16 protein-coding genes are annotated in these 17,570 nt (G+C 70.1%); 9 read left to right on the top strand and 7 right to left on the bottom strand.

Translation table 11 applies throughout. The features are described from left to right. Nucleotides 1-118 precede the first annotated feature (118 nt). The 4 genes from Ade02nite_RS36025 (at nt 119) to Ade02nite_RS36010 (ending at nt 5,357) form a co-directional block, all read left to right on the top strand. Nucleotides 119-2,755 carry a tetratricopeptide repeat protein gene (locus tag Ade02nite_RS36025; RefSeq protein WP_203773548.1) on the top strand — a complete coding sequence of 879 codons (2,637 nt, stop codon included), beginning with the start codon at nt 119-121 and terminating at the stop codon, nt 2,753-2,755. 23 nt (nt 2,756-2,778) lie between these two features. Then, the gene (locus Ade02nite_RS36020; RefSeq protein ID WP_239169303.1) at nt 2,779-4,083 is read left to right on the top strand and encodes an MFS transporter; all 1,305 of its coding nucleotides are present in this window, start codon (nt 2,779-2,781) and stop codon (nt 4,081-4,083) included. 96 nt (nt 4,084-4,179) lie between these two features. Further along, entirely contained in the window at nt 4,180-4,602 is a 423-nt protein-coding gene (locus Ade02nite_RS36015) for a VOC family protein (protein ID WP_203773546.1), read from the top strand. Further along, complete coding sequence (locus Ade02nite_RS36010) at nt 4,599-5,357, top strand: SDR family NAD(P)-dependent oxidoreductase (protein ID WP_239169302.1); 759 nt, start codon at nt 4,599-4,601, stop codon at nt 5,355-5,357. Before Ade02nite_RS36015 ends, Ade02nite_RS36010 begins: the two co-directional genes overlap by 4 nt. Before the next feature lie 7 nt (nt 5,358-5,364). On the opposite strand, the gene Ade02nite_RS36005 is transcribed toward Ade02nite_RS36010, so the two are convergent. Together Ade02nite_RS36005 and Ade02nite_RS36000 are read right to left on the bottom strand one after the other, a co-directional pair. Beyond that, on the bottom strand, nt 5,365-6,117 hold the full coding sequence (locus Ade02nite_RS36005) for a DUF2927 domain-containing protein (RefSeq protein ID WP_203773544.1): 753 nt from the start codon (nt 6,115-6,117) through the stop codon (nt 5,365-5,367). Between the two features lie 52 nt (nt 6,118-6,169). After that, nucleotides 6,170-6,571, bottom strand: a complete 402-nt coding sequence (locus Ade02nite_RS36000) for an MmcQ/YjbR family DNA-binding protein (protein ID WP_203773543.1) — start codon at nt 6,569-6,571, stop codon at nt 6,170-6,172. Nucleotides 6,572-6,654: 83 nt separating this feature from the next. Here Ade02nite_RS36000 and Ade02nite_RS35995 point away from each other — a divergent pair, with 83 nt between their 5' ends. Continuing rightward, complete coding sequence (locus tag Ade02nite_RS35995; protein ID WP_203773540.1) at nt 6,655-7,737, top strand: diguanylate cyclase domain-containing protein; 1,083 nt, start codon at nt 6,655-6,657, stop codon at nt 7,735-7,737. Here Ade02nite_RS35995 and Ade02nite_RS35990 read toward each other — a convergent pair. After that, nucleotides 7,715-9,493, bottom strand: a complete 1,779-nt coding sequence (locus tag Ade02nite_RS35990; protein ID WP_203773538.1) for a carbohydrate-binding module family 20 domain-containing protein — start codon at nt 9,491-9,493, stop codon at nt 7,715-7,717. The genes Ade02nite_RS35995 and Ade02nite_RS35990 overlap by 23 nt on opposite strands. 172 nt (nt 9,494-9,665) lie before the next feature. Here Ade02nite_RS35990 and Ade02nite_RS35985 point away from each other — a divergent pair, with 172 nt between their 5' ends. Together Ade02nite_RS35985 and Ade02nite_RS35980 are read left to right on the top strand one after the other, a co-directional pair. After that, entirely contained in the window at nt 9,666-10,079 is a 414-nt protein-coding gene (locus Ade02nite_RS35985; RefSeq protein ID WP_203773536.1) for a hypothetical protein, read from the top strand. 2 nt (nt 10,080-10,081) lie between these two features. Then, nucleotides 10,082-10,549 (top strand): DinB family protein, encoded by a 468-nt coding sequence (locus Ade02nite_RS35980; RefSeq protein ID WP_203773535.1) that lies wholly within the window; start codon nt 10,082-10,084, stop codon nt 10,547-10,549. Nucleotides 10,550-10,585: 36 nt separating this feature from the next. On the opposite strand, the gene Ade02nite_RS35975 is transcribed toward Ade02nite_RS35980, so the two are convergent. After that, nucleotides 10,586-11,185 (bottom strand): TetR/AcrR family transcriptional regulator, encoded by a 600-nt coding sequence (locus Ade02nite_RS35975; RefSeq protein ID WP_203773533.1) that lies wholly within the window; start codon nt 11,183-11,185, stop codon nt 10,586-10,588. Nucleotides 11,186-11,280: 95 nt separating this feature from the next. On the opposite strand from Ade02nite_RS35975, the gene Ade02nite_RS35970 reads away from it, so the two are divergent. Further along, nucleotides 11,281-12,435 carry an epoxide hydrolase family protein gene (locus Ade02nite_RS35970; RefSeq protein ID WP_203773531.1) on the top strand — a complete coding sequence of 385 codons (1,155 nt, stop codon included), beginning with the start codon at nt 11,281-11,283 and terminating at the stop codon, nt 12,433-12,435. 38 nt (nt 12,436-12,473) lie between these two features. Here the strand turns inward: Ade02nite_RS35970 and Ade02nite_RS35965 are convergent, their stop codons facing one another. Continuing rightward, nucleotides 12,474-14,660 (bottom strand): ATP-binding cassette domain-containing protein, encoded by a 2,187-nt coding sequence (locus tag Ade02nite_RS35965; RefSeq protein ID WP_203773529.1) that lies wholly within the window; start codon nt 14,658-14,660, stop codon nt 12,474-12,476. 136 nt (nt 14,661-14,796) lie between these two features. Between Ade02nite_RS35965 and Ade02nite_RS35960 the strand changes: the two genes are divergently transcribed. Beyond that, nucleotides 14,797-15,450: a TIR domain-containing protein gene (locus Ade02nite_RS35960; protein ID WP_203773527.1), complete on the top strand. Its 654-nt coding sequence runs from the start codon at nt 14,797-14,799 to the stop codon at nt 15,448-15,450. An 18-nt stretch (nt 15,451-15,468) separates the two neighbouring features. Here Ade02nite_RS35960 and Ade02nite_RS35955 read toward each other — a convergent pair whose 3' ends face one another. Both Ade02nite_RS35955 and Ade02nite_RS35950 read right to left on the bottom strand, forming a co-directional pair. Next, nucleotides 15,469-16,269 (bottom strand): hypothetical protein, encoded by an 801-nt coding sequence (locus tag Ade02nite_RS35955; protein WP_203773525.1) that lies wholly within the window; start codon nt 16,267-16,269, stop codon nt 15,469-15,471. Between the two features lie 64 nt (nt 16,270-16,333). After that, complete coding sequence (locus Ade02nite_RS35950; protein WP_203773523.1) at nt 16,334-17,545, bottom strand: MFS transporter; 1,212 nt, start codon at nt 17,543-17,545, stop codon at nt 16,334-16,336. Nucleotides 17,546-17,570: the final 25 nt, after the last annotated feature.

Genomic DNA, 17,570 nt, shown 5'->3' with positions numbered 1-17,570 from the left:
TGAGGGCCGGTCGGCGCCGCGTTCGCCCGACATCGATGGTCACCATCGGTGCGTGGGGGGTGACGCGAGTCACGAGGATGCGGTTGGATCGGTGGTCGGACACGGAGGAGACAAACTCTTGCGGTGGTGGCGGCTGTCGCTCCTGGTGGCCGCGGGTGTCGTCGGAGCGCTGGCAACGACGGTCGGCGCGGTCGCCGTCAATGTGGCCACCGGCGGCACCGCTCGGCCGCTCCCGTGGGTCGAGCGGCACCCCTGGCAGTGGTCGGTCGGCGCGGCCATAGCGGTTGCCGCGGCCGGGATGGTGGGCTACTTCGCCCAGCGCTGGTACGACCGCGGCTCGGCTCGGCACGCGCCGGTCAAGCAGCGGCCGCTGGCAGCGGCGACCGTGTCCGGGCCGCCGGCGCTGCCGTCCGTGACACCACCGTGGGGACTGCGGAGCATGCCACTGCGAGGGCGTGACGAAGCGTTGGCGGCGCTGGACTGCGATCCCTCCGGCGTGGGCGGGACTGTGACGGTGCTGCACGGCATAGGTGGGGTCGGCAAGACTCGGCTTGCCCTGGAGATCGGCCATCGGGCAGCGGAGAAGGGCGTGCTCGTTTGGTGGATCGATGTTCCCGACGCAGCCGCCCTCGAGGCGGGAATCCGTGCCGTCGGTTACGCCGCCGGAGCGACGCAGGACGATTTCGCCAAGTCGCATCCGGCCGACGCGAGCTGGCGTGCCCTCAACCGGCTCGGCGTGCGCTGGTTGCTGGTGATCGACAATGCTGACGATCCCGCGGTGATGGCCCGGGAACGTCCCCTCGCCGAGGGTCGCGGGTGGATCCGGGCTCCGCGGGCACCGGGCACAGTGATCATCACAAGCAGGGACGGACGGCCGGACGGATGGGCCGAGTGGATCGTCTCGTATTCCCTGCGGCCACTCAGCCCAGAGGCGTCCGCGGCGGTTCTCCTCGATCTCGCCGAGAGTGCCGGCAACACCGACCACGCGATGAGACTCGGCGAAAGACTCAGCGGCATCCCGCTCCTGCTGCACCTGGCCGGATCGGCCCTGCGGCGGGCCGGAGACCTCCCCGCTCGCTGGAGTTCCTCGGCGACAGTGCGCACCTTCGACGATTACGAGAGCGCACTGCAGACGAACGTGGGCAGCGCGCTGGGCCTGGACGAGCTCTACCAGCGAACGTGGGAGATCAGCGTGGATCAGCTGACGCGTACCGGTCTGCCGCACGCGCGAACGCTCCTGCTGTTGGCGTGCTGCTTCGCCGATGCTCCGCTGCCCTACGAGGACATGTTCGACCCGGACGTGCTGCGCGCGAGTGAGCTGCTCTCCACGATCACGCCGGGGGAACTGTTGCGAGCCGTCCGCGGGCTGGAGGAGCTCGGCCTGGTCATGACCGCGCCCACGGGGATCGAGGGCCGCGTGGCCGAGACGGCGCTGCTGTACCTTCACCCCGTCGTCCGCACCGCCGGCCGGGCACACCCGGAGCTGGCCAACGAATCCGGGCCCTACTGGCGGCTGGCTGTCGATCTCCTGATCGCCGTCGCGGATCGTGCCGACGCGAGCCGCTCTGGTACGCAGATCTGGGCGCAGATCAGTGATCATGCCGCCGCGACACTGGCCATCGACTCCCTGCAGCGCACGAAAGGGGCACGCCGCGTCGCGGACCGGGACCTTTCCCGCCGGGTTTCCGTTCTCCGGTCGGGCAGCCGACGGCTTGCGCAGAACGGGTGGGACGCCAAGTCCCTGATCGTCTATGACGCATTGCTGAGACTGCAGCGCGAACGATACGGCGACCGACACGCTGCGGTGCTGACCACCCGGAACGAGAGGGCCGGCGTGCTGCGCGCCATGGGCCGGCACGAGGAGGCACTCGACGAGCTCGACGTCGTGCTGGCGGTCCTCACGGACGCGCATGGGAGACACCACCGCGACGTACTGACCGCCCGTGACAACCGCGCGAGACTCCTGCGGGAGATCGGCCGGCACGGGGAGGCGATGGACGAGTTCCATCAGCTCGTGGCGGCCGTCACCAATGAGTATGGAGATCACCACGAATACACGTTGACGGTCCGCCACGAACGGGCGCGCACCTCGTTGGAACTGGAGCGGTACGACGACGCCATCGCCGAGTTCGACGACATCCTCGCCATCTCGCGGTCTTTGGGTGAATCGCACCATTTCTCGGTGCTCATCACCCGTCACGAACGCGCACGGGCTCTCTTGGAGTTGAAGCGGTACGACGACGCCCTCGCGGAGTTCGACGACATCCTCGCGGCTTCGCGCTCGCTGCAAGAGCCGCATCGTTCCTCGGTGCTCATCACCCGTCACGAACGCGCACGGGCTTTGGTGGAGATGAAGCGGTACGACGACGCCATCACCGAATTCGACGACATCCTCCGCATTGCCGGCGATGCCGGAACCAACGACCGTGATCTCCTTCTGACCGTGCGGTCCAGCCGGGCGAGGGCGAAGGCAGCCATGGGACGCCGTAGCGAGGCGCTGGCGGAGCTCGACGCCATTGTGGAGGCCCTCCGGCGGACCCCCGCCGCGTCCGGCGATCAGACACTGGCCATCCGCGTCGAGCGGGCCAAGGTCCTGCACGCGCTCGGCCAGGAAGACGCGGCCGCGAGCGAGATCGAGGCCGTCGCCCGGGAGCGCGCCAAGAGGCTTGGCGCGGACCATCCCCGAACGCGCTGGAGCATGACCCTTGCCGAGTCCTTCCGTAACGGAGGAGGGCCTGGCAGCTGTCCCGAATGACCTCGAGTCCACGACCGACCCGTATGAGCACCCCGTCCGGGAGAAGCCCGGCGCGAACCCGAAGGAGGCGAGTCTTGCCGTCGCTATGGCGTAATCGGGAGTTCAATCTCCTGTGGATCGGCCGGTCGCTGTCCGACCTCGGCGGCGCGATCACCGGCCTGGCGATGCCGCTGCTCGTGCTATGGCTGACCGGCTCGGCGGTGCAAGCAGGTCTGGTCGCCACAGTCGCCCAGGTCACCAAGGTGGTCAGCCGGCTGCCGGCCGGGTTTCTGGCCGACCGGATCCACCGCCGCTTCACCCTGCTCGCCTGCGACGCGGCCCGGCTGGTCGCCTTCGCGCTGCTCGCGGTGACGATCGCCACCGGGCAGGCCGGTCTGGCCACGATCATCGTGGTGGCGGTGGCCGATGCGGCCCTCACGGCACTGTTCAACGCCACGGAACACGCCGCGCTGCGCAGCATCGTGCCGCCCTCCCAGTTTCCGGCGGCGGTGGCTCGCAATGAGGCGCGCAGCTATGGCACCTCACTTGCCGGGCCGCCGCTCGGTGGCCTGCTCTTCGGCATCGCCGCGGCGATGCCGTTCGCGGGCAACGCGTTGTCCCACTTGGCGTCGCTGATCGGCGTCGCGTTGATGCGCGAACCCCTCGTGGCCGAGGCCGTCGAGCGGCCGGCGCGACATGTCCGAGCCGCCGAGGGGGTGCGCTTCGTCTCCCGGAACCCGTTCTTGCGCACCGTCCTGATCGTCGCGGTCCCGTTGAACTTCGCGCTGACCGGTACCATCTTCACGATCATCGTGACGCTCCAGCGACAGGGCGTGCAGCCCGGCGTGATCGGCCTGACGGAGACCATCGTCGGCGCCGGCGGCCTGCTCGGGGCGCTGGCCGCCCCGGCCCTTCATCGCCGACTGCCGTTCGCCTTACTGATCAGGTGGTTGTGCTGGGGCGCCGTCGCCTGCCTGCTGACGGCCGCGCTGATGACGGTCAGCGTAGCCTCGGCCCTGCCGGTCGCCTTCGCGATGTTCGTCGGACCGGCCTGCAACGCGGGGCTCTTCGGCTACCAGGCCGCGATCACGCCCGACTTTCTCCAAGGCCGAGTGCTCAACGTGATCTTCACGACCGCCATGTCGGCCACGGCCGTAGCACCCTTGGTGGCCGGCATGCTGGTCTCGGCCTGGGACCCGCGAGCGACCATTCTGGTCTTCACCGCGGCGGTCGTTGTGAGCGCCCTGGCGGCGTCGCTTTCTCCCAGCATTCGCCGGGTGCGGCCCTCCGAGGAGGCCTCGCATACCGTGCTGCCGACCGAAGGCCCGTCGATGGGAATGAGCCGGTGACGGTCTTGAGCGCCTCCGCCGGCGTTCGGCCGCCGCCTGCCCGATCTGTTCGCCGATGTCCTTCGCCCACGAGCACCTTCGACCCAGGAGCCGCCCATGACCGCCCGGCCCGCTGTTCACCTTGCCATTGCTGTTGATGACCTTGTGGCGGCTCGTGAGTTCTACGGGTCCGTGCTCGGGCTGGCCGAAGGGCGCTCATCCGATCATTGGGTCGACTGGGATCTGCACGGCCACCAGCTCGTCACCCACGTGGTCGGCGGGCCGGTTCGGCCGGCCGGGGACAGTGAGGTCGACTCGCATCAGGTGCCTGTTCCGCATTTCGGGCTGCTGGTCAGCGTCGACGAGTTCCATGCGCTTGCCGGGCGGCTGCGTGCTGCCGGTACGGCGTTTCTGATCGAGCCCTACCTGCGGTTTCCGGGGCAACCCGGCGAGCAGTGGACGATGTTCTTCCGCGATCCGGCGGGCAACGCGCTGGAGTTCAAGGCGTTCCGGGACGAGACGCAGGTGTTCGCCAAGTGAGGCGGGTGCTGGTGACGGGCGCCTCGCGGGGGATCGGGGCCGCTGTCGCGGCGGCGTTCGCCGGGCGGGGGGATCGGGTTGCCGTGCACTACGGCTTCGATCGGGGGCGGGCCGAGCAGACCCTCAAGGGCCTTGCCGGTACGGGGCACGCGCTCGTCGGCGGTGACCTGGCCGATCCGGGCGCCGCGCGGGAAGTGGTCGCGGTCGCCGTGCAGGAGCTCGGGGGTGTCGATGTGCTCGTCAACAACGCGGCCGTCGCGCCGGGGGCCGGTAATCGGCATCCGATCGAAGGGACCTCGTACGACCAGTGGCAGCGCGCGTGGCGCACGATGGTTGACGTGGATCTGCTCGGGGCGGTCAACGTGACGTACGGCGTGGCGAACCACCTCATCGAGCGCGGCGCGCCGGGCAGCATCGTCAACGTCGGCTCCCGTGGCGCCTACCGTGGCGAGCCGGACCATCCCGCGTACGGGGCCGCGAAGGCCGCCCTGCACGCGTTCGGCCAGTCGATGGCGGTCGCGCTCGCCCCGTACCGGATCGCCGTCACCTCGGTGGCGCCCGGGTTCATCGCCACCGAGCGTCAGCGCGCCAAGCTCGACGGGCCCGAGGGCGCCGCCGTCGCCGGGCAGAGCCCGTTCGGCCGGGTCGGGACGCCGGAGGAGGTCGCCGCCGCCGTGCTGCACCTCAGCTCGCCCGAGGCGGCCTGGTCCTCCGGGGCGGTGCTCGACCTCAACGGCGCCTCCTACCTGCGGTGATCGCCGGCTACTTGACGGTGACCTTGCCCGTGACGGTCTTCCGGTTGTCGCCGGGGGTGAGGGCGCCGCTGTAGAGCAGCCGGATGACCTCCTTGTCCAGGGCCGTGTACTGCGCGAGCGGCCGCTCGTAGTCGTCCTGGAGGACGCTGTCGCGAACGTTGCCGGAGTCGTTCAGGAAGCCCATGGCCTGCGTCAGCTCCGCGCGCATCGTGTGGCAGCGCTCGCGGTCGGTCATCCCGGTCGAGCGGATCAGCACCTTGCCCTTCTGGTACACGTGGTCGTAGGACCACTGCGCTTCGACGTATCCGTCGTCGCCGCGGCCGTAGTCGCTGTCGAGGGCCCGCAGCTTCGACGACGACGCGATGTGGACGTCGATGTCCGCCGTGCCGGTGGTGAGTTTCAGGTCGGTGCTCGCCGTGAGCGCGTTGAAGTCGGCGATCGTCTTCTTCGCGCACGCCGTGCTCGCGCTGTCGGCGCCGTGGAGGGCGACGGACACCTCGGCCCAGTTCCAGAACCCCACGACGTCGCTCTTGTCGCCGGTCTCCGCTCCCAGCGCGACGGTGAAGAAATAGTCGAGCCCCTTCTTGCTGATCGTGGGCTTGACCGGGGCGGGCGGCGGCGCGGGCTCGGTGGTCACCGACGGCGAGGGCGCGGGCGACGACGCTGCGGGGGAGTGGGACAGCGTGGCGCTGTGGGCCGGCGCGGTGCAGCCGGTCAGGACCACCGAGGCGGCGAGGAGCATCGGCAGGAGGGGACGCATGGGAGCCTTTCCGGAAAGATGCAAGATCATAAGGCTCCGCGTACGTCCCGGGTCAGGCGGGCCGGTCGGCGTCGAGGGCGGCCACCCGGCGCTTGCCGGCGGTGAGGCGATAGCTCGCGTCGAGCAGTTCGGCGATCTCCGCCCAGTCGGTGCCGGGGTGCAGATCGATGCCGAGCCAGCCGGACGGGCCCAGGTAGGCGGGCACGTAGGAGTCCGGGTGCTCGAGCAGGGCCTCGCGCTCGCCCGGGTCGGTCAGGATGATGAGGGAACGGGCGTGCTGCACGTACTCGCCATCGACCTTGACCGATCCGCCGAAGTAGGCGAAGACCTTGGTGGTGTAAAAGGCGGGATGGCCGTGAGAGATCTTCTCGGCGGCGTCGGGGAAGGCGAGCGCCACCGCTCGGATGCGGGCCAGATAGGGATCCGCGTCGTCGAACATGAGGGGATGCGCCATCCGTCCAGTGGAGCACAGGTCACACCTTCGGGCGATCCAGCCGTTAAGATCCCAGGTTCAGGCGGGCCGCTAGGAGGCGGGTGTTGACCAGCATCGAGGATCTCTCGTCGCAGTTGTCCGACGCTCTCGCCCAGCTCGACGGCCTGCGGACGTTGCACGAGGTCAGCAAGGCGGTGCACGCGAGCCTCGACCTGACCCGCACGATGGACGCGGTGGTGCACGGCGTCACCAGGGCGTCCGGCTTCGAGGTCGCGGTGGTCAACCTGCTCCAGGTCACTGGCGAGTTCGCGGTGGTGTCGGTGGAGGGCACCGAGGAGATCCGGCGCGAGCTGCTCGGCACCACGTCGACCCTCGAGCAGTGGCAGGAGCTGTTCGCCAAGGGCGAGGAGTGGGGCTCGCTCTACTTCGTCGACCACAAGCACGAGATGCCCGAGACGATGACGGTGTGGACGCCGGACATCCCGGTGCCGGCCGAGCCGGAGGGCTGGCATCCCGAGGACTGCCTGTTCGCGCCGCTCACCGCGCCGGACGGGGAGCTGGTGGGGGTGCTCAGCGTCGACCTGCCGCGCGACGGGAAGCGCCCTGGTCTCGTACAGCGGGAGATGTTGGAGCTCTTCGCCCAGCACGCGGCGATCGCGGTGCAGCACGCGCGCCTGCACCACGAGCTGGAGGAGAAACGCGCCCAGCTGCACCACGCGGCCACCCACGACCCGCTGACCGGGCTGGCCAACCGCACGCTGCTGCGGATCTTCACGGAGGAGATCCGCGGCGCCGAGCTGGGCGTGCTGGTGATCGACCTGGACGACTTCAAGGTGGTAAACGATCTCGGCGGGCACGACACGGGCGACGAGGTGCTGCGGGTGCTCGCCGAGCGGATGAAGAAGATCGTCCGCCCTGGTGACCTGCTCGCGCGCACCGGTGGCGACGAGTTCATCGTGGTGGTCACCGGGGAGGACGTGGCGTCGGCGCTGAACAACGTCGCCGACCGGCTGCACGTCGCGCTGGCCGCCCCGGTCGACACCGCCATCGGGGCGCGCCGGGTGGGCGCGAGCATCGGCCACGCGTACGGCGGCGGCGACTTCGCCCAGCTGGCGGCCGCCGCCGACGCGGACATGTACCGGATCAAGCAGCGGCACCGCAGCGCTACGGCCGCCAACTGTCGTTGACCGTCAGCGTGCAGGCCGAGCCGGTGCTCAGGGTGCGGTTGGCGCCGCTCTCCCAGGTCACCGACGAGCCGTTCTTCTTGACGTACTTGTACTCGACGGCCGTGTTCGGCGGCAGGTTCACCGTGCCCCGCCACACCGGGTAGGCGGCCGGGGAGAGCGCGACGCCGCCGCCGGTGTTCCAGTTGCTCAGCTCGGTGCGGTTGCCCAGCACGTACACGTTCTCTCCCCACACCGTCGTCGCGGTGGCGGCGAAGGTCACGGCGACACTCGAACAGGGGTTGGTGGTGCCACCGCCCGAGGTGCGGGCGTTGACGTGCAGCGCGATCATGCCGTTCGCCGGCACGGTCGCGGTGAACTGGCCGCCGGAGTCGACCGTGTACGCCGTACCGGAGCAGGTGGTGCCGGTGACGTCGCCGTTGGCCACGTCGCAGTAGGTGCCCGCCGGCAGCGAGGTTTGGAAGGTCCGGCTGAGCGTGCCGCCGCGGTTGAAGACGGCGTACGCGGCGGCGCCCCGGCCGAACGCGATCTGGTTGCCGCCGTTGGACCACCAGTGGGTGACGCCGGTGCCCGCGGCCGCGTTGTGGAAGCCGACCAGGTTGGCCGTCGTGCGCCAGCGGTGCTCGCACGCCCAGCCGCTCGAGCAGGTCACCGCCGTGGTGGTGCCGTTCGACGAGGTGGGCGGCCCCGCCTCCGGATTGCTGAACGTGAAGCTGCTCATGACCGAGGGCGTGCCGTACGGGTACGCGAGCATGAACGCCTCGGCCAGCGCGTAGTTGGTGCCGTCCTTGTACGTGAGCTTCGCCCGCCCGTTCCGCTGGGTGTCGTGGTTGTCGATGAACGCCACCGCGTCGCCGCTGCCCAGCAGCATCTGCCCCGGCAGGTTGCTCAGGTTCGCCAGGCTGCCGTCGCGGAACGCGTTGCCGACCACGTCGCCGTAGCGGAACTCGGTGACGTCGCCGATGCCCGTGTACTCCGACGGGCTCGGCTCGCCGGCGCCGCCCTCGATGGTCTCCTGGAAGATGTACGGGGTGCCGTTGAGCTGCGAATAGATGGCCTGAAGGTCGGCCACCGGCACGTGCTTGGCCGCGTCCACCCGGAAGCCGTCGACACCCAGCGAGATCAGATCGTTGAGGTACGCGACGAGCTTGCCCCGCACGTAACCCGACTCCGTCTTCAGGTCGGAGAGGTCGACCAGCTCGCAGTTCTGGATCTCCCAGCGGTCGCCCCAGTTGGCGATGTCGTCGTTGCCGTTGCGCCCGCAGTGGTGGAAGTCGTCGGTGCCGTACGGGACGGCCGGGTACGCGTAGTGGCTGTACGGGGAGCCGGCGGTGCCGTTGCCGGTGGACGCGCCGCCGGCCATGTGGTTGAGGATCGCGTCGACGTAGATCTTCACGCCAGCCGCGTGGCAGGTGCTGACCATGGTCGCGAAGGCGGCCCGGTCGCCGCGCCGCGAGACGAGCTGGTAGCTGACCGGCTGGTAGTCCTGCCACCACGGGTAGCCCTGGCCGGGCAGCACGACGTGCTCCTGGGGCGGCGACACCTGCACACCGCCGAAGCCCTTGGGCCCGAGCACGTTGGTGCACTCGGAGGCGATCGACGCCCACGGCCACTCGAAGAGGTGGACGATGACGTCGCGCGGCCCGGGATTCGCGTCCGCCTTGGCGTCGGCCTGCTGCGGCCTGCCGACGACGAGCACGGCGACGAACGCGGCGAGCAGCGCGAGGACGGAAGGGATCACCCAGATTCGCTTGACCATGGCTCTCCTTGCATCGAAGGAAGTTGCTGTCCACGGCCGTGCCACCTGCGGGGGAGCGGAAGCAGGGCCGTAATCCGGTGTTCACATTGGAACGGACCGTAGCAAGCGCTTGCAGTGTTTGGAAGAGTTTTCCGGCATGTTGCAGGTTGGTCGAGATCGTTACGATGCGCCGGTGACCACACTGGCGCGCACGCGCTCGCAGGACCGCAATCTCGGCTGGACGCTGGCCGTGGCCCAGCTGCTGTACGCCGCCTGGTTCGCGTGGTGCGCCTACGTCACGCTCGCGCACGCCGCCGACATCACCGGGCACTGGTACCTGCCGTCCCGCGACGACGCGTACACCGCGAACGCCGACATCTGGGCCGACTGGCCGTGGGCCACCTGGATCATGCTGACCGCCCCGATGGCGCCCGTGGTCATGGCGCTGAGCCTGATCGTGTCGGCGGTGATGTTCGTCGTCAGCTACCCGCGGGGGCACCGGGCGCTGACCATGACGCTGATCGCGGGCGCGGTCGCGGCGCTGCTGACGCTGGTGGTCTCGCTGACGCCGCCCGTCCAGCAGATCATCGGATGGGTGAGTGACTGACCATGGCGAAGCGTAAGAAGGACACGAAGCCCCCACGCCCCGGCGGCGGCGAGAAGGCCACGCTGACCGGGTTCCTCGACTACCTGCGCGAGGCGGTGGCCGCGAAGGTCGCCGGTGCGCCCGAGCCGCAGGTCCGCACCCCCGGCGTCCCGTCCGGCACCAGCCTGCTGGGCTTGGCGAAGCACCTGACCTGCGTCGAACGGTTCCACTTCCTCGGCGAGCAGATCGACGACTGGCCCGGGACCTGGCGGCCGTCCGCCGACGAGACGATCGACAGCGTGCTGGCCGGCTACCGCTCGGCCGTCGAACGAGCCAACAAGGTCATCGAAGAGTGCGCCGACCTGGAACAGCCGGGCCCGCGGGGCGCCTCGATGCGCTGGGTCCTGGTCCACATGATCGAGGAGACGGGCCGTCACGCCGGCCACGCCGACATCCTGCGAGAGCAGATCGACGGCTCGACCGGGCGCTGACCGGGTCCATGATCGCCCGGCGCGTGCCGCGGGGAGTCAGAGCCGGTTGTCCACGAGGGTGATCGCCCGTGCCTCGGGAACTCCCAGCATCAGCAGGCTCGTGATCGTCGCCGCCCGGGCGCCGCGGGCCCCGTCCGGCAGGTCGGTGTCCGCGAGGGCGAACACGGCGCCGTACGCGAGCTGGCTCAGAACCGCGGGCGGCAGGTGCCGGGCGAACACGCCGCTGTCCTGGCCCCGCGCGACGAGGTCGGCGAGCAGCTCATCGACCGGACCGAGCAGCCCGTGAATCGCCTCGCCGTACTCGCCACGGCGCAGCGCCAGCAGCACCCGGTACCGGTGCGCCACCGGCCAGACGCGGGCGACGAACTCGACCCACATCACGTCGGCCGCCGCGCCGCCGGCGTTGATGTCGGTCAGCACGGCCGTCATCTCGGCCACGGCCCGTTCCATGAGCGTCCGGATCAGGTCGAGGCGCGAGGGGAAATGGCCGTAGACCGTGCGGCGGACGACGCCGGCGGCCGCGGCGATCTCGCCCATTCCCGCGTCGGGGCTCTCTCCCAGCACTTCGAGGGCGACGTCGAGGATGCGGTCGCGGGTCTCCTTCATCGCGCGCGTACGAGACGACTCGGCAGGCACGGACACCATCGTTGCACACGGCTGTGCAGTGGATTAGATTGCACAGCAGTGTGCAACGAACCGTTGCATCGCACCTTGCAGGTCAGGAGAAGGCAATGACCGCACCGACCAAGGCCGACGTTCGCCCGTTCACCGTCTCGATCCCCGATGCGGAGATCGACGACCTGAAGCGGCGACTGGCCGCCACTCGCTGGCCTGATCCGGAAACAGTGGCCGACTGGTCACAAGGGGTGCGCGTGCAGAACGCCCGATCTCTGGTCGACCACTGGCAGCACCGCTACGACTGGCGGCGCTTCGAGGCCGAGCTCAATCGCCTTCCCCAGTTCCTGACCGAGATCGACGGGCTGGACATCCACTTCATCCACGTCAGGTCCCCGCATCCCGGCGCGATGCCGCTGATCCTGACGCACGGATGGCCGGGCTCGGCCGCCGACTTCCTCGAGCTCGTCGGCCCGCTGACCGATCCCGTCTCCTTCGGCGCAGACGCCGCCGACTCGTTCGACGTGGTCGTCCCGTCGCTGCCCGGCTTCGGGTTCTCCCAGAAGCCTTCGACCCCCGGCTGGACGGTGTCGCGCATCGCCGGCGCGTGGGCCGAGCTGATGAAGCGCCTGGGCTACACGCGATGGACCGCACACGGCGGCGACTGGGGTGCCGCCGTCACCACCGCCCTCGCAGAGAGGCAACCCGAGGGGCTTCTCGGCATCCACCTGAACACCCCGTTCGCCTTCCCCGCCCGGATACCCGACAGCCTGTCGCCCGACGAGCGCCACGCCGTGCAGACCCTCGCCGTCTACACCGGCGATCTCGGCGGGTCGAACCACCTTCAGGGCACGAGGCCGCAGACCGTCGGCTTCGCCCTGGCCGACTCGCCCGCCGGCCAGGCGGCCTGGATCTACGAGAAGTTCCAGTCCAAGACCGACAATCACGGCCTGGCCGAGGACGCCCTCGGCATCGACGACATGCTCGACGCGATATCGCTGTCCTGGTTCACCAACAGCGCGGCGTCGTCCGCCCGCATCTACTGGGAGAACCGGACCCGCACGTTCGCCGGCCCGAAGCTGACGCTCCCGGTCGCGGTGACCGTCTTTCCCAAGGACATCCCGCGCCTGCCCCGAAGCTGGATCGAAGACACCTACCGCAACCTGATCCACTACGGCGAGGCCGGCGAGGGCGGACACTTCGCGGCCCTCGAACAGCCCGAGATCCTGGCCGGCGAGATCCGCACCGGCCTGCGTGCCCTGCGGCCCTGACGTCACCACCCTCGCCGTGCCGGCGAGATTGCCGCGGGTCACTCGAAACGATCCATGAGGGCCTCGGCCGTCGCGGTGCCGGTGATGCCCTTGACCGGGCCCTCGTACAGGATCTGGCCGCCGTGGTGGCCCGGGCCCGGGCCCAGGTCGATGAGCCAGTCGGCGTGGCGGATGACGTCCAGGTTGTGCTCGATGACGACGATGGTGTGGCCCCGGTCGGTGAGGCCGTCGAGCAGCGCGAGCAGGGTGCCGATGTCGCGCAGGTGCAGGCCGGTGGTGGGCTCGTCGAGCACGTACAGCGTCTTGTCGGTGGTGTCGCGCAGCTCCCTGCCGATTTTGAGGCGCTGGCATTCGCCGCCGGAGAGGGTGGTCAGGGGCTGGCCCAGCCGCAGGTAGCCGAGGCCCACGTCGTCCAGGTGGCGCAGCGCTTCGGTGATCCTCGGGTCGCCGAGGCGGCGGATGGCGGCGCTGACGGTCAGCTGGTCGATGTCGGCGATCGACAGGCCGTCGACGGTGTGGCGCAGCACCTCGGGCCGGAAGCGGCGGCCCTCGCACTCGTCGCAGACGGTCTCCTGGCCCTCCATGAAGGCGAGGTCGGTGTAGATGACGCCCAGGCCGTCGCACGCGGGGCAGGCGCCCTCGGAGTTCGCGCTGAACAGGGCGGCCGGGACGCGGTTGTGGCGGGCGAACAGCTTGCGGACGGCGGGGGCGATCCCGGCGTACGTGATCGGGGTCGACCTTCTGTTGGGGGCTACCGGCCGCTGGTCGATGACGACGGCGCCGTGCTGGGCGACCAGCTCCGCCGCGAGGCTCGACTTGCCGGAGCCCGCGACGCCGGTCAGCACGGTCATGACCTGGGCGGGGAAGTCCACGGTGAGACCGCGCAGGTTATTGCGGCGCGCGTCGCGGACCGTGACGGCGCCGGCCGGCTCGCGGGGCTCGGCCTTCACCGGGCGCTGCCGTGCCAGCTCGGCGGCTGTCGGCGTACCCCTCAGCTCCTCGAACGGACCCTGGAAGACCAGCTCGCCACCCCGGTCGCCCGCGCCCGGGCCGATCTCGACGATCTGGTCGGCGGCCGCCATCACGGCCGGGTCGTGCTCCACCACGAGCACGCTGTTGCCCTTGTCGCGCAGCCGCCGCAGCAGCCGGGTCATCGACGCCACGTCGTGCGGGTGCAGGCCCACGGTGGGCTCGTCGAAGATGTAGAGCATCTCGATCAGACTGCTGCCGAGATGCTTGACCGTCTTGATGCGCTGCGACTCGCCGCCGGACAGGGTGGTCGTCGCGCGCCCCAGATGCAGGTAGCCGAGTCCGATCGCGATGATCGCGTCGAGCCTGGCGCGCAGCGCGTCCACCACCGGGTGGCCCGCCGGCAGGTCCGCCCGCGCGAGCTCGCTGATCTCCATGCGGGCGCAGTCGCCGATCGTCAGCCCGTTGACCGTCGCGGTGCGGGCCGCCTCGTTGAGCCGGTCGCCGTGGCACTCCGGGCAGGTCTGCGAGCGCGTGAACCGGGCGATCGTCTCCTGCTTGCGGTCCGACAGGTTGTCACCGGTACGCAGGTAGATGCGCTCGAATCGCTCCACCACCCCCTCGGTGCGCTCCCGCCCGTACAGAAGGGCCTGCCGTTGCTCCTCGGTCCAATCCCGCAACGGCGTATCGGCGTCGAAGGAGCCGATGTCCGCGTATTGCGAATACCAGTACCCGCCGTTGCCGAAGCCTGGCAGCAGAATCGCGCCGTCCTGAAGCGACCTGTCGAGGTCGAGAAAGCGGTCGACAGCGCTCACCACGACGTCGCCGAGGCCGCTGCACGCCGGGCACATACCGCTTTTGTCGTTGAACGAGAACCGCGTCGACTCACCCACGTGCGGCGTGCTCATCCGCGAGAACAAAAGCCGCAGGTACGTCCACGCGTCGGTGATGGTGCCGACCGTCGACCGCGCGTTGCCGCCGAGCCGTCTCTGATCGATGACCACCACCGGCGACAACCCGCCGATGTGCCCGACGTCGGGCTTGCGCCACCGCGGAAGCCGATTGCGCACGAACGGCGGATAGGTCTCGTTCATCTGGTGACCGGCCTCGGCCGCGATCGTGTCGAACACGAGCGACGACTTGCCCGACCCCGACACCCCGACGAAGACGACCATCCGGCCCCGGGGGATGTCGATGTCGAGGTTCTTGAGGTTGTTGGCGCGGGCACCCCTGATCTCGATGAGCCGTTGCGACATGCCGCGACCCTACGAACAAAAGCGGCCACACGATGACCGCAATCGCCACCGGCTCGCGTCTCGCTGCTTGCTCGTGGTCGGACTTTTAGGGTCCGCACGACGTCTCGTGCGGTTCCTAAAACCGGGGCCTCAGATCGTGGCCACCGGATCCATCTCGGCCCTGTCCGACTGGCTCATGAGGGAAGGGGCTCTTGCCGAGGGGTCTCGCACATTCGACTCCGAATCGCCCTTCGAGGGTTCGGCGGTCCGTCGCCACCCGGCCGGCGCACGTCATGAATACCGCCCGGATCAATCGCGGCTCCGGGATATGCAGAGCGCCGCACGCCCCAACGGCACCGTGTTCCTGGTGCACAGCCACGACGGCGAGGCACAGCATGGTGTGGCCCGTTTCGTGGCCCGTTTCGTGGCCCGGTTGACGGGACAGCAACCCGTCATCCTGGGCGAGCAGGCGAACCGGGGAAGGACCGTACTGGAGAAGTTCGAGCACTCAGCCGCCGAGGCCGGCTATGCGATCGTCCTCGCCACACCGGACGACATCGGCCGGGCGAAGTCGCACGGCCGCGAGGAGGAGAGACTCCGCGCACGGCAGAACGTCGTGTTCGAGCTCGGCTTCTTCTTCGGCCGGCTCGGCCGTGGTCATGTCGCGGTGCTCAACGCGGGCGTCGAGAAGCCCTCGGACATCGAGGGGATCGCGTACCTCAACTACCCCGACGGAAACTGGAAGGTCGAGCTCGCGAAGGAGATGCACGCGGCCGGCATCACCGTGGACATGAGCCGGCTTCTCGACTGAGCGGGCCCGGCGCGGTGGTCACGTGCGGGTGCGGTCCATCGTGGTTGCCGGGAGCTCGTCCAGCAGGGCGCGGACCGCGCGGAGCAGGTCGTGCAGCTTGCCGGTCTTGTGGTCGCGGATCAGGGCCCGCGCCACCACGACGGTGCCCTCGAACAGGGTGAAGTTGGTGACGTTGAGACGCCTCATCGCGCTCTGCAGCTGCTTGGTCAGCACCAGGGGAGTGGCCTGCGCGGGGTAGACCTGATCGGCGAAGACCGAGACGTCGTCCAGCAGGAGGCCGGGATGGTGGAACAGGACGACCGTGTTCCGCTCGTCGGTGACGCCCTTCTTGTCGTACCGCTGGTAGCTGTGGTCGAAAGCCTCGAAGCGGACACCGTCGAGCTCACCGCGCACGACCTCGGTGAATGTGCCCTGCGCCTTGTCCTTGCGCGCCTTGGCCGGGAACGTCCGCTCGATCGCCGGGTCCTCGGCCGTGAACTGCCAGCCGTTCTCCTCCGCGAGCTTCCTGCGCAGGCCCAGCTGCGGGCGGGCGTCCTCGCGGGTCTTCTCGCGCTTGACCCCGACGAGGAGCGCGAGGTAGCCGGCGGCGCAGACGAAGACGATCGACCCGGCGATGCCGGCGCCCAGGCCGTACCGGCCGCGCTTGGCGCGCTGCATCTCGGCCTGCTGCTCGACCGTGCGCACCTCCTGCCGCGTCGTGGTCGTCTCGACGCAGGTGTCGCCGGCGCGCATCACGCGGCCCTGGCAGGTGGCGGTGGGATTGCCCGGGTTGTTCGCGAAGACGAAGCCGCCGATGGCCACGATCCCGCTGACGATCAAGACTACGACGGTCTTCGCGATGCCGGACAAATCTCGCTCCCGATCTCGTGCTGGCCTGTGCGGGTCACAGCGTAAGCGATCGATGCGATCGCAGGCTCCGGCGGCCGAACGCGCGCATCGCCACCGCGCCCACGACGGGGCCGGGCACGAGCAGCCAGAACGCCCAGCGCCAGCCGGTCGCGCCGGCGAGGACGGGAACGAGCTGGATGGTGACGACGGTCAGCGCGAAACCGATGGCCGTCTGCGCGGTGAGGGCGGTGCCGACGTACCGCTTGTCGGCGACCTCGCTGAGCGACGTGGAGAAGACTCCGGAGTCGGCGATGACGGCGGCGCCCCACACCACGGCGAGCGCGGCGACCGCGGCGGGCGGGGCGGTGAAGAACAGCGGCGAGACCAGGCAGCAGGCGCCGCTGACGACCAGGGCGGCGACCGCGGCGGGCGACCTGCCGAACCGGTCCGCGGCCCACCCGCCGGCCACGCAACCGGCCACCCCGGCGAGGCCGATGGCGGCGAACGCGAGCAGGCTGACGTTGGCGTCGTCCCGGCCCGTCCGGGCGGCGGTGCCCGCGATCAGGAAGCTGGGCAGCCACGTCCACAGCGCGTACAGCTCCCACATGTGCCCGAAGTAGCCCAGGTTCACCAGCCGCGGCCCGCGCTCGCGGAACATCGTCAGGGCGTACCGCGGATGGGGCCGCGCCGATGCGCCGCGGGCGAACTGCGGCCCCTCCCGGACCAGGGCCGCGGCCAGCAGGGCGCCGAGAGCCGCGCACCCGGCCGCCGCGCCCATCACGCCGCGCCACGGCAGGTCGCCCAGGCCGCGGATCAGGTGCGGCAGGGCCGAGCCGAGGGTGAGCGCGCCGATCATGACGCCGAACGCGAGCCCTCGCCGCGCCGGCGGCGTCCACGAGCCGGTGAGCTTCATGCCGACCGGATAGACCCCGGCGAGGAACACGCCGGTGAGGAACCGCAGCGGTACGGCGCTGCCCAGCCCGCCGGCGGCGAGCGCGAAGGCGGCGGTGCACCCGGCGGCCGCGGCGGCGCACACGGCCATCAGCTGATGCGCCCGCACCCGGTCGGCCAGGTTGAGCGCCGTCGACGCGATCGCCCCGGTCACGAAACCCAGCTGCACGGAGGCGGTCAGCCACACGGACGCGGTCGCGCTGATCTGCCACGTCTCGCGCAGCGCCGGCACCACGGTCGAGGCCGAGAACCACACGGCCAGACCGAGCACCTGTACGGCGGCGATCAGCGCACGCTGCACACCGGGCCTGGACACCAGCGGCAGCCTACCGGCAGCTCAG

It is taken from the genome of Paractinoplanes deccanensis, from assembly GCF_016862115.1.
Classification (GTDB): Bacteria; Actinomycetota; Actinomycetes; order Mycobacteriales; family Micromonosporaceae; genus Actinoplanes; species Actinoplanes deccanensis.
Note: the sequence above shows the minus strand (reverse complement) of the source record. Positions and strands in the feature narration are given on the sequence as shown.

Bases quoted from the DNA above. Each gene is read 5' to 3' on its own strand.
- Ade02nite_RS36020 (WP_239169303.1), top strand. From the start codon at position 2,779: ATGAGCACCCCGTCCGGGAGAAGCCCGGCGCGAACCCGAAGGAGGCGA.
- Ade02nite_RS36015 (WP_203773546.1), top strand. From the start codon at position 4,180: ATGACCGCCCGGCCCGCTGTTCACCTTGCCATTGCTGTTGATGACCTT.
- Ade02nite_RS36005 (WP_203773544.1), bottom strand. From the start codon at position 6,117: ATGCGTCCCCTCCTGCCGATGCTCCTCGCCGCCTCGGTGGTCCTGACC.
- Ade02nite_RS36000 (WP_203773543.1), bottom strand. From the start codon at position 6,571: ATGGCGCATCCCCTCATGTTCGACGACGCGGATCCCTATCTGGCCCGC.
- Ade02nite_RS35990 (WP_203773538.1), bottom strand. From the start codon at position 9,493: ATGGTCAAGCGAATCTGGGTGATCCCTTCCGTCCTCGCGCTGCTCGCC.
- Ade02nite_RS35980 (WP_203773535.1), top strand. From the start codon at position 10,082: ATGGCGAAGCGTAAGAAGGACACGAAGCCCCCACGCCCCGGCGGCGGC.
- Ade02nite_RS35970 (WP_203773531.1), top strand. From the start codon at position 11,281: ATGACCGCACCGACCAAGGCCGACGTTCGCCCGTTCACCGTCTCGATC.
- Ade02nite_RS35965 (WP_203773529.1), bottom strand. From the start codon at position 14,660: ATGTCGCAACGGCTCATCGAGATCAGGGGTGCCCGCGCCAACAACCTC.